The 14,602-nt window shown below is 71.1% G+C and carries 14 protein-coding genes; 10 read left to right on the top strand and 4 right to left on the bottom strand.

Annotated features, from left to right (window positions below; genetic code table 11):
• The first annotated feature begins 91 nt into the window (after positions 1–91).
• Both ftsY and RM788_RS16930 read left to right on the top strand, forming a co-directional pair.
• Positions 92–1,414, top strand: coding sequence for a signal recognition particle-docking protein FtsY (gene ftsY, locus RM788_RS16935; protein WP_399343799.1), 1,323 nt, complete (start codon positions 92–94; stop codon positions 1,412–1,414).
• A gap of 42 nt (positions 1,415–1,456) precedes the next feature.
• On the top strand, positions 1,457–1,957 hold the full coding sequence (locus tag RM788_RS16930) for an FBP domain-containing protein (RefSeq protein ID WP_315932639.1): 501 nt from the start codon (positions 1,457–1,459) through the stop codon (positions 1,955–1,957).
• Between the two features lie 102 nt (positions 1,958–2,059).
• Here the strand turns inward: RM788_RS16930 and RM788_RS16925 are convergent, their stop codons facing one another.
• On the bottom strand, positions 2,060–2,815 hold the full coding sequence (locus RM788_RS16925) for an IclR family transcriptional regulator (protein WP_315932638.1): 756 nt from the start codon (positions 2,813–2,815) through the stop codon (positions 2,060–2,062).
• A gap of 99 nt (positions 2,816–2,914) precedes the next feature.
• Here RM788_RS16925 and aceB point away from each other — a divergent pair, with 99 nt between their 5' ends.
• Together aceB and RM788_RS16915 are read left to right on the top strand one after the other, a co-directional pair.
• A complete protein-coding gene (gene aceB / locus RM788_RS16920) occupies positions 2,915–4,456 on the top strand; it encodes a malate synthase A (protein ID WP_315932637.1) in 1,542 nt (513 codons plus the stop codon).
• Position 4,457: 1 nt separating this feature from the next.
• Positions 4,458–5,648 (top strand): DUF6986 family protein, encoded by a 1,191-nt coding sequence (locus RM788_RS16915; protein WP_315932636.1) that lies wholly within the window; start codon positions 4,458–4,460, stop codon positions 5,646–5,648.
• A 15-nt stretch (positions 5,649–5,663) separates the two neighbouring features.
• On the opposite strand, the gene RM788_RS16910 is transcribed toward RM788_RS16915, so the two are convergent.
• The 3 genes from RM788_RS16910 to uraD form a co-directional block, all read right to left on the bottom strand.
• Positions 5,664–5,969, bottom strand: coding sequence for an STAS domain-containing protein (locus RM788_RS16910; protein ID WP_315932635.1), 306 nt, complete (start codon positions 5,967–5,969; stop codon positions 5,664–5,666).
• A gap of 151 nt (positions 5,970–6,120) precedes the next feature.
• Positions 6,121–6,999, bottom strand: coding sequence for a factor-independent urate hydroxylase (gene pucL, locus RM788_RS16905; RefSeq protein WP_315932634.1), 879 nt, complete (start codon positions 6,997–6,999; stop codon positions 6,121–6,123).
• 34 nt (positions 7,000–7,033) lie between these two features.
• Positions 7,034–7,513, bottom strand: a complete 480-nt coding sequence (uraD, locus tag RM788_RS16900) for a 2-oxo-4-hydroxy-4-carboxy-5-ureidoimidazoline decarboxylase (protein WP_315932632.1) — start codon at positions 7,511–7,513, stop codon at positions 7,034–7,036.
• 156 nt (positions 7,514–7,669) lie between these two features.
• On the opposite strand from uraD, the gene RM788_RS16895 reads away from it, so the two are divergent.
• From RM788_RS16895 to alc, 6 genes are read left to right on the top strand one after another with little or no spacing between them, the layout of a single operon-like run.
• Entirely contained in the window at positions 7,670–8,461 is a 792-nt protein-coding gene (locus RM788_RS16895; protein WP_315932631.1) for a hydroxypyruvate isomerase family protein, read from the top strand.
• Positions 8,458–9,336, top strand: a complete 879-nt coding sequence (locus RM788_RS16890) for a 2-hydroxy-3-oxopropionate reductase (protein WP_315932630.1) — start codon at positions 8,458–8,460, stop codon at positions 9,334–9,336. The genes RM788_RS16895 and RM788_RS16890 overlap by 4 nt, the downstream gene beginning before the upstream one ends.
• Entirely contained in the window at positions 9,336–11,051 is a 1,716-nt protein-coding gene (gene gcl / locus RM788_RS16885) for a glyoxylate carboligase (RefSeq protein WP_315932629.1), read from the top strand. The genes RM788_RS16890 and gcl overlap by 1 nt, the downstream gene beginning before the upstream one ends.
• Positions 11,048–12,034 carry a glycerate kinase family protein gene (locus tag RM788_RS16880; protein ID WP_315932628.1) on the top strand — a complete coding sequence of 329 codons (987 nt, stop codon included), beginning with the start codon at positions 11,048–11,050 and terminating at the stop codon, positions 12,032–12,034. Before gcl ends, RM788_RS16880 begins: the two co-directional genes overlap by 4 nt.
• Before the next feature lie 5 nt (positions 12,035–12,039).
• Entirely contained in the window at positions 12,040–13,344 is a 1,305-nt protein-coding gene (gene allB, locus RM788_RS16875; RefSeq protein ID WP_315932627.1) for an allantoinase AllB, read from the top strand.
• A complete protein-coding gene (gene alc / locus RM788_RS16870; protein WP_315932626.1) occupies positions 13,341–14,384 on the top strand; it encodes an allantoicase in 1,044 nt (347 codons plus the stop codon). Before allB ends, alc begins: the two co-directional genes overlap by 4 nt.
• The last annotated feature ends 218 nt before the right edge of the window (positions 14,385–14,602 follow it).

Here is a 14,602-nt window from a genome sequence, read left to right as displayed (position 1 = left end):
TGGGACCGCAAGGTCTGTTCGTGGGTGATTCGCCGACTGCAAGGGTGGTTTGTCGACTGATCACACGGGGCACCGTGCGAGGATGGCGCCCGTGTCGACCTCGTCCGTGATCTGGATCGTTGTAGCCGTTGTGGCCGTGCTCGCGGTCGCGCTCATCGTCGGTGTGGTGCTGGCCCGCCGCAGGCGGATCAGCCTGACCGACCAGGAGGAGACCCCCAAGGCCACCGGGTACCGGGCGGGCAGCGGCATCACGTTCGCCCCGTCCGAGCACCCCGCCGTCGAACGCACCGAGGTCGACGGCCAACCCGGCGTCGGCGACGACGCCGCGGTGCCGCGCGACTCCGTGAAGCGGCCGCTGGTGGACGTGGCCCTGCCGGACGCGGTGGTCGCCGAGCCCAAGGCGCCGAAGCCGGTGGAACCCGTGCGGCCCGCGGAACCCGAGGTCGCGGAACCGGAGCCGATCGAGGACGAGCCCGCGCTCGACGACATCGAACCCACCGCGGGCAGGCTCGAACGCCTGCGCGGCAGGCTCTCCCGCTCCCGCTCCACCCTCGGCACCGGCCTGCTGGGCCTGCTGGGCGCGGGCGACCTGGACGAGGACTCCTGGACCGAGGTCGAGGACACGCTGCTGCTCGCCGACCTCGGCGCGGCCACCACGATGGAGATCGTCGAGAAGCTCCGCGCGGAGATCGTGTCGCGCGGCGTCCGCAGCGCCGACCAGGTCCGCGCCCTGCTGCGCGAGGTGCTGATCGAGAAGCTCCACCCCGACCTCGACCGCTCCGTGCGCGCCCTGCCCCACGCCGACGGCAAACCCGCCGTCGCGCTCGTCGTGGGCGTGAACGGCGTCGGCAAGACCACCACCACCGGCAAGCTCGCCCGCGTGCTCGTCGCCGACGGCCGCACGGTCCTGCTGGGCGCTGCGGACACGTTCCGCGCGGCGGCGGCCGACCAGCTCCAGACCTGGGGTTCACGGGTGGGCGCGGACACCGTGCGCGGCCCGGAGAACGGCGACCCGGCCTCGGTGGCCTTCGACTCCGTCAAGCGCGGCATCGACCTCGGCGTCGACACCGTCCTGATCGACACCGCGGGCCGGCTGCACACCAAGACCGGCCTGATGGACGAACTCGGCAAGGTCAAGCGCGTCGTCGAGAAGCTCACCGTGGTCGACGAGGTCCTGCTGGTCCTCGACGCCACCACCGGCCAGAACGGCCTCACCCAGGCCCGCGTCTTCGCCGACGTCGTGGCCATCACCGGCATCGTGCTCACCAAGCTCGACGGCACCGCCAAGGGCGGCATCGTCTTCCAGGTGCAGCGCGAACTGGGTGTCCCGGTCAAGCTCGTGGGCCTCGGCGAAGGCGCCGACGACCTCGCCCCGTTCGAGCCGGGTGCCTTCGTGGACGCCCTGCTCGGCTAAATCCGGTTGCCCCCGGACAACACCGGAACGGATGATCGGACTGTGGACGCGCTAGCCGAAAGTGCCATCAGGAACTCGTTCGTCAACTGCTCGAAAGGCGAGGCGAAGCGGCTCACGCTGCCGGGCAGGCTCGCCGACATCGGGTGGTCCGACCTGGACTTCCTCGGCTGGCGCGACCCCAGGGCCGTGCACAACGCCTACGTCGTGCTCCCGCGCGAGGACGGCGTGGTCGGCCTCGCGCTGTCGTCCGCGACCCAGCCCAAGGGGCGGGTCAAGCAGTCGATGTGCGCGTTCTGCTGCACCGTCCACGGCCAGGCCGACGTGTCGCTGTTCTCCGCCCGCCGCGTCGGCGCCGCGGGCAAGCTCGGCAACACCGTCGGCACCTACATCTGCGCGGACCTCGCCTGCTGCCAGTACACCCGCGGCAGGCGCAGCGCGTCCGGCCCGAAGGCTAACGAGGCGCTGTCCGTGGACGAGCGCATCGACCGCACGGTCGCCAACCTGAACCGGTTCGTGGACGAGGTCCTCACCGACAACGCGTGAGGCCCTGGTCCGGGGCTTTTCTCCGGGCCTGTTGCGGGTCCACGACTCCACGTCGACGAACTCCGCCCGGTGGTACCCGCGGACGATGTCCAGGACCGGGACCTACGAGTTCGCCGCCTGGTCGCTGAGGCGCTTCGCGATGGCCAGCACCTCGGGGAGGATGCGGGCGACGGCGTCCTTGGTGAGCCTGCCCTCGGGGCCGGAGACGGAGACGGCGGAGAGGGTGGGGGCGCCCGCGAGGGGGACCGCGACGCAGCGGACGCCGAGTTCCTGTTCGCTCTCGTCGAGGGCGTAGCCCTGTTCGGCGATGCGGTCCAGGGAGTCGAGCAGTTCCGCGGTGTCGGTGATGGTGCTCGGGGTGTACGCGGGCAGGCCCGTGCGCTCCAGCAGTGCGAGCACTTCGGCGCGGGGGAGTTGCGACAGCATGGCCTTGCCGACGCCGGTGCCGTGGGGGAGCAGTCGTCGGCCCACCTCGGTGAACATGCGCATCGAGTGCTTCGACGGGACCTGCGCCACGTAGACGACCTCGTCGCCGTCCAGCACCGCGAGGTTCGCGGTCTCCTCGACCTGGTCCACCAGTTCCGTCAGGAACGGCCTGGCCCACGTGCCGAACTGGCGCCCGGCGCTCTCGCCGAGGCGGATGAGGCGGGAGCCGAGGGTGTAGCGGCGGTTGCGGTTCTGCCGCACGTACCCCAGCGTGACGAGGGTGCGGATGAGGCGGTGGATGGTGGGCAGGGGGAGGCCCGAGGTGGTGGCCAGTTCCGAGAGGCTGGCTTCGCCGCCCGCGTCGGCCAGGCGTTCGAGCAGGTCGAAGGCGCGTTGGAGGGACTGCACTCCGCCTGACGACTCGCGCGCCATGATCACTCCTCGGTCCACCGGCCGTCGTTGCAGTTCCGCTATGCAAAAACTATAGTCCACGAAGTAGAAACTCAGCCCCCAGAAGCGAGGTGGACCTCCATGTCCGACATCCGCGTCCTCGGCGGCCAGGTCGATCGTGGTGAGGAGGTCCTCACCCCGGAAGCGCTCGAGTTCCTGGCGGGACTGCACCGCGACTTCGCGGCCACCCGCGACGAGTTGCTGGCGCGCCGCGCCGCGCGTCGTGCCTCGGGGACGCTGGACTTCCTGCCGGAGACGGCGGAGGTCCGCGAGTCGGAGTGGCAGGTGGCGCCCGCGCCAGAGGCGTTGACCGACCGGCGGGTCGAGATCACCGGGCCGACCGAGCGGAAGATGGCGATCAACGCGCTGAACTCGGGTGCGAAGGTGTGGCTCGCGGACCTGGAGGACGCGAACACCCCGCACTGGGAGAACGTGGTCTCCGGTCAGGTGAACCTGTACGACGCGGCGCGCGGGACGATCGAGTTCACCTCGGCGGAGGGCAAGCACTACGCGTTGAAGGACGACGTGGCGCGCCCGGCGATCGTGGTCCGGCCGCGCGGCTGGCACCTCGACGAGCGGCACCTGGAGTTCGGCGGCCGTCCCGCGGTGGGCGCGCTGGTCGACTTCGGGCTGCACTTCTTCCACAACTCGTCGCTCGGCAAGCCGTACTACTACCTGCCGAAGATGGAGAGCCACCTCGAAGCCCGGCTGTGGAACGACGTGTTCACCGCCGCCGAGGAGCGCTTGGGCGTCGAGCACGGCACCATCCGCGCGACCGTGCTGATCGAGACGATCCCGGCCGCGTTCGAGATGGAGGAGATCCTCTACGAGCTGCGCGAGCACGCTTCCGGTCTCAACGCGGGCCGCTGGGACTACCTGTTCAGCATCATCAAGTACTTCCGCGACGCGGGCGCCGACTTCGTGCTGCCCGACCGCAACAGCATCACCATGACGGCGCCGTTCATGCGCGCCTACACCGAACTCCTGGTCCGCACGTGCCACAAGCGCGGGGCGTTCGCGATGGGCGGCATGGCCGCGTTCATCCCGAACCGGCGCGACCCGGAGGTCACCGCGCAGGCGCTGGCGAAGGTGCGCGACGACAAGAACCGCGAGGCGAACGACGGCTTCGACGGCTCGTGGGTGGCGCACCCGGACCTCGTGCCGGTGTGCGAGGAGATCTTCGACGCCAAGCTGGGCGACAAGCCGAACCAGCTCGACCGGCGGCGCGACGACGTGTCCGTGACGGCCGCGCAGCTGCTGGACTTCAAGGCCACCGGCGGCGAGGCGACCAGGGCGGGCGTCGAGTCCGCTGTGGACGTCGGCCTGCGCTACCTCGTGTCCTGGTTGGGGGGCAACGGTGCGGCGGCCATCCACAACCTGATGGAGGACGCGGCCACCGCCGAGATCTCCCGTTCCCAGCTGTGGCAGTGGGTGCACAACGAGGTCGTGCTCAGCGACGGCACGCCGGTGACGGCCGACCTGGTGCGGGAAGTGCTGGCGCGCACCAAGTTCGAGCTGTCCGGTGAGCACCTCGACCTGGCGGCTGAGCTGTTCGAGCAGGTCGCGCTGAGCGAGGAGTTCGCGGACTTCCTGACGGTGCCCGCCTACGCCCGGATCCCCTGACGTGCCGAGGACGTCGCTCGACGCGGTGGCGGTCCAGGCCGCCACCGCACGGCTGTCCGATGTGGAGCGCACGCTGCCGGAGGGCAGGCAGCCCGTGCACACCTGCTACGTCCCCGCGTCGGCGGTGACCGGCGACCTGATCGCCGACTGGGGCGCGCAAGCGCTTGCGGCGCTGGACGGGCACGCCGACGCCCTGACCGCGCTGCTGCCGGAGGCCCTGGCGCCGGTGATCCACGACCGGGTGCGCGCCAAGCTCGCGGCCGAACCCGTGGAGGACCTGCGGATCGACTTCGAGGACGGCTACGGCGCGCCCGACGACGCGGTGGAGGACGCCGACGCCGAACGCGCGGCGGGGGTCGTCGCGGAGTGGGCGCGCGACGGCGTGCTTCCGCCGTACGTCGGGATCCGGATGAAGTCGTTCGACACCAGGGCGTTGCGCGAGCGCGGCATCCGGACGCTCGACATCTTCCTGACCGCGCTCGGCGACCCGCCGCCCGGTTTCGTGCTCACGTTCCCGAAGGTCACCTCGGTCGACCAGGTGGAGGTGTTCGGCGAGATCCTCGACCTGTTCGGTGTCCCGCTGCGGTTCGAGATCCAGGTCGAGACCACCCAGTCGATCGTCGACCCCGAGGGCAGGCTGGCGATCCCGCGGTTCGTCGAGGCGGGCCGCGGCCGGGTGTCCGGGCTGCACTTCGGCACCTACGACTACACGGCGGGCTGCGGGCTCGGCGCGGCGCACCAGCACCTGGCGCACGGGGCGTGCGACTTCGCGCGCAACGTGATGCAGGTGGCCGCGGCCAACGCGGGGATCCGGGTGTCCGACGGCTCGACCAACGTCCTGCCGGTCGGCGACGCGGTGGCGGAGGGCTGGCGGACGCACTACGGGCTCGTCCGCCGCTCGTTGTCCCACGGCTTCTACCAGGGCTGGGACCTGCACCCGGCGCAGCTGGTGACCAGGTACGCGGCCGTGCACGCGTTCTACCTCGAAGGGGTGGAGGCGGACGCGCGGCGGCTCAAGGCGTACGTGGACCGCGCGGGCGGCACGGTGCTGGACGAACCGGCGACCGCGCAGGCGCTGTCGTCCTCGTTCCTGCGCGCGCTGGACTGCGGCGCGCTGGACGAGGCCGAGGTGCTGCGGGTGACGGGGCTCGGGGTCGACGGCCTGAAAGCGCTCGTCAGCCGCGAGCCGTAGTCGTCGACGAGGTTCCTAGTGCTTGGTCAGCGCCCGGCTCACGGGGGCGCTGGGGACGACGCGCAGCGCCACGGAGCGGTCGGAGCAGACGGCCTGGGCGTAGCGGACGAGGTCGCGGGCGGCCTGGTCGCAGGCGGACACCGAGGAGAGGTCCAACGTCAGGACGTCGGTGACCGGGCGGTCGGCCACCTCGAAGAAGTCGGTGACCATGCGCTTGAAGTCCGGAGCCGTCGTGGCGTCCAGTGCGCCGGAAACGGTGATCACAGCCTCGTCGTCCAGGAACATCGTGACCGGCGAGAGACCCCGTTTGACATCACTCATGTTCGCGAGAGTACGGCCTTTTCGACATCTTGCAGCCACCGTGTGGTGCTCTGCGGAACACAACATTGCTCCGAACGAGTGATGTGCACCACCTTCGAGTGAATAGCGCAGGTCAGGGGTGGTGCGGAGAGCCGCACCACCCCCCGAAGCATCAGAACGCGGGGAGGGTGTCCCAGGCGTGTCCGGCGTCCTCGGCGTCGTCGCGCAGCACGGTGCCCTCGATGAGCCCGTACGGGCGGTCGGCGGCGTAGAACACCTCGTTGTCGTTCTCCAGCCCGAACGCGCTGAGGTCGACCGGGAAGTGGTGCTTGTTCGGCATCGACAGCCGCACCTCGGCCACGTCCGGCCTGGCCAGCAGCACGGCCTCGCCCATCGCGTACAGCGTCTGCTGCAACGACAGGCTGTGCTTGGTCGCGAACGCCTCCAGCAGCAGGCCCAGGATCTCCGGGTACGCCTTCGCCCAGTCCACGTCGGTGCCCAGGTAGCGCCACCGGGCGGTCACCGACGTGGCCAGGATGCGGTCGTCGGTCTCCTCCAGCGTCGTGTACGGGTCCTGCGGGAACCCGTGGAACTCCGACCCGGTCGTCTTCAGCACGACCAGGTCGCGCACGCCGGACACGACCCACGCGGCGGACCCCTGGACGGTCACGGCGGTGGTGCGCTTCTCATTGCCGCCCTGGACGAACGAGTGGTCGTTGGCGTCGATCCGGTTCCACCCGTGCTCGTCGATCAGCACACGCGCGCCGGTGATGGCCTCCTGGGACGACACGAAGTGCCTGCCGAGCCGCAGCGCGAAGTCCTCGATCTCGCCGACGGGCGCCTGCTTGGCGAACGCGTAGATCGTGTTCTTCTGCGTGTCGGTCGCGAGCACCTTGGAGTTGTCGCCGGTGTGGTGGGTGTCCGCCAGGTCGCCGCGCAGCGAGGTGCTGACCGTCAGGTCCTTGATGGTGTGCACGGACCCGTCGCGCGACACCACGACGAGGCGGTTCTCCGCCTTCCCGTACTGGTTCGGCCCCAGGATGATGGCCATCGATCGGCTCCCTTGGTCGGTGTGTGCGTGCATCTCAGGCGATGGCCTTGCGCAGCCGCAAGGCCGCGATCTTCGCCAGTTCGCCGTTGACCACGCGGAGTTCGGTGTCCGGGTCGTTGCCCATCCGCGCCGCCAGGTCCTCCAGCATCCGCTCGCCGGTGAGCCCGGTCGCGCACACCAGGTAGATGTGGCCGAACCGCTCCTCGTAGGCGAGGTTCGCGGCGACGAGCCGGTCCGCGACGGACGCGTCGACGCCGGACTGCTCGGCCGCCGACCACTTCGCGGACACGCCGTCGTGCTTCGCGCGCTCGCCGATGCGGGGGTGGCCCGCGATGGCGCCGAGTACCTCGTCGGCGCTCAGGTCCACCTCGGCGGCGGCGGCCAGCGCGTCGACGTCCGGGTAGGGCCGGGCGGCGATCACGGCGTCCACCCAGCGGGGGACCGCGAGGCACTCGGTGAGCAGCGGTCGGAGTTCCTCCGCCAGTGCGGAGTTGAACGCTTGCAGGCCAGGCACAGGCGCTTTCCTTTTCTGTATCGCGGAATTCTTATTCCGCAGAGAGGGACGGTACGAGCGGGTTCGAGCGCTGTCAACAGTCTTGCGCTCTTCCGCAACCGCCGCCTACGCTCTCGTTGTACGGAATCTTACTTCCGCATTGTGGAAGAATTGCTCATGCGGTTCGACGTCAACCTCTCGATCCTGTTCACCGAACTGCCGCTGCTCGACCGCCCCGCGGCCGCCCGCGCCGCCGGGTTCGACGCGGTCGAGTTCTGGTGGCCGTTCACGGTCGCCCAGCCGGACGAGCGCGAGGTCGCGGAGTTCGTCGGCGCGATCACCGCCGCCGGTGTGCGGCTGGTGGGCCTCAACTTCTTCGCGGGCGACCTGCCCGCAGGCGACCGCGGCCTGGTGTCGTGGCCCGGCCGCGAGGACGAGTTCAAGGCGAGCGTCGACATCGCGATCGGCATCGCCCGCGAGACGGGCTGCCGCGCGTTCAACGCCCTGTACGGCAACCGGATCGACGGCGTGGACCCGGCCGAGCAGGACGCGCTGGCGCTGCGGAACCTCGCGTTCGCCGCCGACGCCGCGGCCGCGATCGACGCGACCGTCCTGCTCGAACCGGTCAGCGCGGTCCTGGCCTACCCGCTGCTCACCGCGGCCGACGCGCTGGCCGTGATCGACCGGCTCGGCAGGCCGAACGTCGCCCTGCTCGCCGACCTCTACCACCTCGGCGTCAACGGGGACGACATCGACGCCGTGATCGCCGGGCACACCGCGCGGATCGGCCACGTGCAGATCGCCGACGCCCCCGGCCGCGGCGAACCGGGCAGCGGCGGGCTGGAGATCGGGCGGTACCTCGCCCGGCTGGAAGCGAACGGCTACCGCGGTTTCGTCGGCGCCGAGTACCGGCCCACGACCTCGTCCGCCGCCAGCTTCGGCTGGCTCACCAGGGAGGAAGACCAGTGACCACCATCGGGTTCATCGGCCTCGGCATCATGGGGTCGCCCATGTCCGGGCACCTCGTCGCGGCGGGCCACCGGGTGACCGGCTTCGACCTCGACGCCGGCGCACTCGCCAAGCTCGTCGCCGCGGGCGGCACGGCGGCGGCGAGCGTCGCGGAGGCCGTGTCCGGCGCGGACGTCGTGATCACCATGCTGCCCGACGACCCCCAGGTCGAGGAGGTCGTGCTCGGCGACGGCGGGGTGCTGGAGCTGGCGGCGTCCGGGACCCTGCTGATCGACATGAGCACGATCCGGCCGGAAACCTCGGTGGCCGTGGCGAAAGCCGCCGCCTCCAAGGGGATCCGGGTGCTCGACGCGCCCGTGTCCGGTGGCCAGGCGGGCGCCGAGCAGGCCTCGCTGTCGATCATGGTCGGTGGCGGGGAGGCCGACTTCGCCGCGGCCCGGCCGGTGCTGGAAGCGGTCGGCAGGACCGTCGTCCACGTCGGACCGCACGGCGCGGGCCAGGTCGTGAAAGCGGCCAACCAGCTCGTGGTCGGCGGCATCTACGCGCTTGTCGCGGAGGCCATCGTGCTGCTGGAGGCGTCCGGCGTGGACGCCAAGGCGGGCCTCGACGTGCTCGCGGGCGGCCTGGCCGCCAACCGGATCCTGGACCTCAAGCGGGAGAGCATGATCGCCCGCGACTTCACGCCGGGTTTCCGGATCGACCTGCACCACAAGGACATGGGCATCGCGCTGGCCGCGGCCCGGCAGGTCGACGTCGCACTTCCGGTGACGGGGCTGATCGCCCAGCTCATCGCGGCGGGACGGGCGCGGGGGTACGGCTCCCTCGACCACTCCGCCCTGCTCAAGGTCGTCGAGAACCTCTCCGGGAGGGCGTAATGCCGAAGATCCCCGTCATGCGGGCCGTCATCGAGGTCATCAAGTCGGAGGGCGTCGACACCGTGTTCGGCTGCCCCGGCGCCGCGATCCTGCCGTTCTACCAGGCGATGGAGCGCGACGGCACGATCGAGCACCTGATCGTGCGGCACGAGGAGGGCGCCACGCACATGGCCGACGGCTGGTCGCGCACGACCGGTGGCGTCGGCGTCGCGATCGGCACGTCCGGTCCCGCGGGCACGAACATGATCACCGGGCTGTACACCGCGCAGGCCGACTCCGTGCCGATCCTCTGCGTCACCGGCCAGGCCGTCTCCACGAAGCTGCACCAGGAGGCGTTCCAGGCCGTCGACATCGTGGAGATCGCCAAGCCGGTCACGAAGTGGGCCGTGCAGGTCAAGGAGGCCGCGCAAGCGCCGTGGATCTTCCGCGAGGCATTCCGGACCGCCCGCTCGGGACGGCCGGGGCCGGTGCTGATCGACCTGCCGCTGGACGTGCAGAAGCAGGAGATCGAGTGGGATTCCACGATCGACGCGCCGCTGCCCGTGACGCGGGCGGTGCCGCACGGTCCGCGGGTCGAACGGGCGCTGGAGCTGTTGCTGGCGGCGGAGAGTCCGCTGCTGCTCGCGGGCGGCGGCGTGATCCTCGGTGAGGCGCACGAGGAACTGCTGGAACTGGCCGAGTACCTCCAGGTGCCGATCCAGGCGACGCTGATGGGCAAGGGCGCGGTCGACGAGGACCACCCGCTGTACGCGGGCATGACCGGCATCCAGACCTCGCAGCGCTACGGCAACGCGTCGTTCCTGGAATCCGACCTGGTGCTGGCGCTGGGCGCGCGGTTCGGCGACCGGCACACCGGCGACCTCGACACCTACCGCGGCTCGCGGACGTTCATCCACGTCGACTTCGAGCCGACCCAGATCGGCCGCGTCTTCGGGCCGGACCTCGGGATCGTGGCCGACGCGAAGCTGTTCCTGCGCGCGATCATCGACCTCGCGCGGTCACGGGACGCCGGTCGTGCGGCCGGGGGGTGGGTCGCGCGGGTCCAGGAGCTGAAGGCCACCCTGACCCGGCGCGAGGACTTCCCGGACGTCCCGGTCAAGGCGCCCAGGGTGTTCAAGGAGATCAACGGGTTCTACGGCCCCGACACCTACTTCGTGACCGCGATCGGGCTCTACCAGATCTGGTCCGGCCAGCACCAGAAGGCGCACAAGCCGCGGCACTACCAGGTGTGCGGCCAGGCCGGTCCGCTCGGCTGGGAGATCCCGGCGGCCATCGGCGTGAAGAAGGCGTTGAAGCACACCGAACCCGGCGCCGAGGTGGTCGGGATCGTCGGCGACTACTCGTTCCAGTTCCTCGTCGAGGAACTGGCCGTCGGCGCCCAGTACGACGTGCCGTTCGTGCTGATCATGCTGAACAACGAGTACCTGGGCCTGATCCGGATGGCCGAGGACCACGGCGGGTACGACATGAAGTACGAGGTCGACATCCACTACGACGTCAACGGGTCGGACAACGTCAAGATCATGGAGGCCTACGGCTGCTCCGGCACCAGGGTCACCGAGCCGGAGCGGATCCGCGAGTCGCTGGAGTGGGCGCGCAAGGAGGCCGAGCGGACCAGCCGCCCGGTGCTCGTCGAGATCATGATCGAGCGCGAGGGCAACACCGCCAACGGCTCGTCCATCGCCGCCATGCGCGAGTTCGAGCCGCTGCCGTGACCGGTCACGTGCTCGTGGCGCCGGACAAGTTCAAGGGCACGCTCACCGCCCCGCGGGTCGCCGACGCCGTGGCGCGCGGCCTGCGGGAAGCGGTTCCGGGTCTGGACGAGCGCTGCCTGCCGGTGGTCGACGCCGCCGTCGCCGCCGGGTTCACCAGGATCGGCCGGTGGGTCACCGGACCGGTCGGCAAGCCTGTCGCCGCGTCGTTCGCGGTGCGCGGCGACACGGCCGTCGTGGAGGTCGCGGCGGCGTCCGGACTGGCCGGGCTGCACCCGCCGGCCCCGCTGACGGCGACCAGCCGCGGCACCGGCGAGCTGCTGGCCTGCGCGGTGGACCTCGGCTGCACGCGGATCGTGCTCGGCGTCGGCGGCAGCGCGTGCACCGACGGCGGCCGCGCCATGGTGGAGGCGCTGGGCGACCGGGACCTGTCCGACGTGGAGTTCGTGCTGGCGACCGACGTGGACAACCCGCTGCTCGGCCCCACCGGGGCGGCCGCCGTCTACGGGCCGCAGAAGGGCGCGACCCCAGCGGAGGTCGAGGTGCTGGAGGAGCGGCTGCGCGCGTGGGCCGACGAGATCGGCCACGAGCACGCCGACGCGCCCGGCGCCGGTGCGGCGGGCGGCATCGGCTTCGCCGCGTTGACGCTGCTCGGCGCGCGCCGCCGTCCGGGCATCGAGGTGGTGCTGGAGCTGATCGGCTTCGCCGACGCGCTGCCCGGCGCCCGGCTGGTGATCACCGGCGAGGGGGCGCTGGACGCGCAGACCCGGCACGGCAAGGCGCCCGCGGGCGTGGCGGCGGCGTCCGGGAGCGTCCCCGTGGTCGCGGTGGCGGGCCGCTGCGAGGTCGACCCGACCGGGCTGGGCATCAGGGCCGCCTACGCGCTGCTCGACGTCGAGCCGGACATCACGCGCTGCGTCGCGGACGGGGAGAGATTGCTCGCCCTGCTGGCCGGTCGCATCGCGGGGGACTGGCTGGAAGAGTGAGCCGCATGACCTTCGACCTGGTGTTCCGCGCTCGCAGAGTGGTCACGCCGGACGGTGAGACCGCGACCTCGGTGGGTGTCCGCGACGGCCGCGTCACGGCCGTCGCCCCCGACCTCGACGGGCCGCGCGTCGTCGAGCTGGGTGACGACGAGGTGCTGCTGCCCGGACTCGTGGACACGCACGTCCACGTCAACGACCCCGGCCGCACCGAGTGGGAGGGCTTCGAGACCGCGACCCTGGCCGCGGCGGCGGGCGGCGTGACGACGATCGTCGACATGCCGCTCAACAGCCTCCCGCCGACGGTCGACGTGGCCGCGCTGGAGGTCAAGCGCAAGACCGCGCGCGGCCGGGTGCACACCGACGTGGGGTTCTGGGGCGGCATCATCCCCGGCAACCTCCCCGACCTGCGCGACCTGCACGACGCCGGCGTGTTCGGCTTCAAGTGCTTCCTCGTGCACTCGGGCGTGGACGAGTTCCCGCACGTCGAGCCCGCGGACTTCGGCGCGGCGCTGGAGGAGCTGGCCTCGTTCGACGCGCTGGCGATCGTGCACGCGGAGGACGCGCACACGATCACCGACGCGGCACCGGACTACGCCGGGTTCCTGGCCTCCAGGCCGGGTGCGGCCGAGACGATCGCGATCGAGCAGGTGATCGAGACCGCTCGGAGGACCGGCGCGCGGGCGCACGTGCTGCACCTGTCCAACGCGGGCGCGCTGCCGGTCATCGCCGCCGCCAAGCGCGACGGCGTGCGGATCACCGTGGAGACCTGCCCGCACTACCTGACGTTCACCGCGGAGGAGGTCGGGGACGGCGCGACGCAGTTCAAGTGCTGCCCGCCGATCCGCGAGGCGGCCAACCGGGAGCTGCTCTGGCGGGGGTTGGCCGACGGCACGATCGACCTGGTCGTCAGCGACCACTCGCCGTGCACGCCGGAGTTGAAGAAGGGCGACTTCGCCACCGCGTGGGGCGGGATCGCCAGCCTGCAACTCGGATTGCCCGCCGTGTGGACCCAGGCGCGGCAACGGGGGCACGCGCTCACCGACGTCGTCCGTTGGATGGCGTCGGCCCCCGCCGACCAGGTCGGCTTCACGCGCAAGGGGCGGATCGCGGTCGGCGGAGACGCGGACTTCTGCGTGTTCGCGCCGGATGACGCGTTCGTCGTCGACCGCGCGAAGCTGCGCCACCGCAACCCGGTCACGCCGTACCACGGGCGTCCGCTCGCGGGTGTCGTGCGGCAGACGTGGTTGCGCGGTCAGGAGATCACCGGAACCGAACCGCTCGGGCGGTTGCTGAGCAGAGGAGACCTATGACCGACGTGCCCGGCTGGACAAGGCTTCCCGACCTGGCTTCCCGCGCGGTCGGCGGCAGCGTGGTGTGGGCCAACGACGAGTTCTTCGCCGAGCGCGAGAACCTGATCAAGCCTTCCGAGCCCGTGTACTCGACCTACACCTTCGGGCACAAGGGTCAGGTGTACGACGGGTGGGAGACGCGGCGGCGGCGGTCGGCGGGCAACGACTCGGCCGTCGTCCGGCTCGGGTTGCCGGGTGTGGTGCGGGGCGTGGTCGTGGACACGGCGTTCTTCACGGGGAACTTCCCGCCGCACGGGTCGGTGGAGGCCACGTCGGTGGAGGGGTATCCGTCGCCGGAGGAGTTGGCGTTGGCCGAGTGGGAGGTGCTGGTGCCGAAGTCGCCTTTGGAGGGGGATCGGAAGCACTTCTTCGACGTGGCGGTCGAGCGCCGGTACACGCACGTGCGGCTGACGATGCATCCGGACGGCGGGGTGGCGCGGGTGCGGGTGTTCGGGGAGCCGGTGGCGGATCCCCGGTTCCTGGTGGCGGGGGCGATGGACCTGGCGGCGTTGGAGAACGGGGCTTCGGTCGTCGGGTGCTCGAACATGTTCTACAGCTCGCCGAGCAACCTGATCGCGCCTGGGCAGGCGACGTTGATGGGGGAGGGGTGGGAGACCGCTCGGCGTCGTGATCTGGGGAACGACTGGGTGGCGGTGAGGCTGGCCGAGGCCGGGACGGTGACGTTGGCGGAGTTGGACACCAGTCATTTCAAGGGGAACGCGCCTGGGTGGGCGTCGGTGGTGGGGTGTGATGAGCGGAAGGATCCGGAGGAGTGGTTCGAGTTGTTGCCGCGGGTGCGGTTGCAGCCGGATACGCGGCATCGGTTTCGGTTGGCGGGGGATGTGGAGGTCACGCACGCGCGGTTGGACATCTTCCCGGATGGGGGGATGGCGAGGATGAGGTTGTTCGGGGGGTTGACGGCTGGGGGGCATGAGGCGTTGACGCGGCGGTGGTTGGGGTTGTTGCCGGAGGGGCATGCGCGGTTGGTTAGCGGGGGGTAGGGAGGGCGGGTGCGGGTGCGTTGGGTACGCCTGGTGAAGCCCGGCCCCCGTGCGCGCGATTGTCTCAATGCTTGATCCTGCTTGTCAAGGCGGGAAAGATGCCTTGACAAGCAGGATCAAGCAGGAGGGCGCTGTGGATCGGGGGCAGGGGGTGGGTCTGGCTTCGCCAGCATCGGGCTGCGCCCGACAGGGCATCCTCGCTGCGCGTTGGACAGGGC

The sequence above is a fragment of the Umezawaea sp. Da 62-37 genome (genome assembly GCF_032460545.1).
Lineage (GTDB): Bacteria > Actinomycetota > Actinomycetes > Mycobacteriales > Pseudonocardiaceae > Umezawaea.
This window is presented reverse-complemented; position numbering and strand designations above follow the sequence as displayed.

Coding starts and splice junctions, on each gene's coding strand:
- RM788_RS16925 (WP_315932638.1), bottom strand. CDS start 2,815: ATGGCGCGCGAGTCGTCAGGCGGAGTGCAGTCCCTCCAACGCGCCTTC.
- aceB (WP_315932637.1), top strand. CDS start 2,915: ATGTCCGACATCCGCGTCCTCGGCGGCCAGGTCGATCGTGGTGAGGAG.
- RM788_RS16910 (WP_315932635.1), bottom strand. CDS start 5,969: ATGAGTGATGTCAAACGGGGTCTCTCGCCGGTCACGATGTTCCTGGAC.
- pucL (WP_315932634.1), bottom strand. CDS start 6,999: ATGGCCATCATCCTGGGGCCGAACCAGTACGGGAAGGCGGAGAACCGC.
- RM788_RS16895 (WP_315932631.1), top strand. CDS start 7,670: ATGCGGTTCGACGTCAACCTCTCGATCCTGTTCACCGAACTGCCGCTG.
- gcl (WP_315932629.1), top strand. CDS start 9,336: ATGCCGAAGATCCCCGTCATGCGGGCCGTCATCGAGGTCATCAAGTCG.
- allB (WP_315932627.1), top strand. CDS start 12,040: ATGACCTTCGACCTGGTGTTCCGCGCTCGCAGAGTGGTCACGCCGGAC.
- alc (WP_315932626.1), top strand. CDS start 13,341: ATGACCGACGTGCCCGGCTGGACAAGGCTTCCCGACCTGGCTTCCCGC.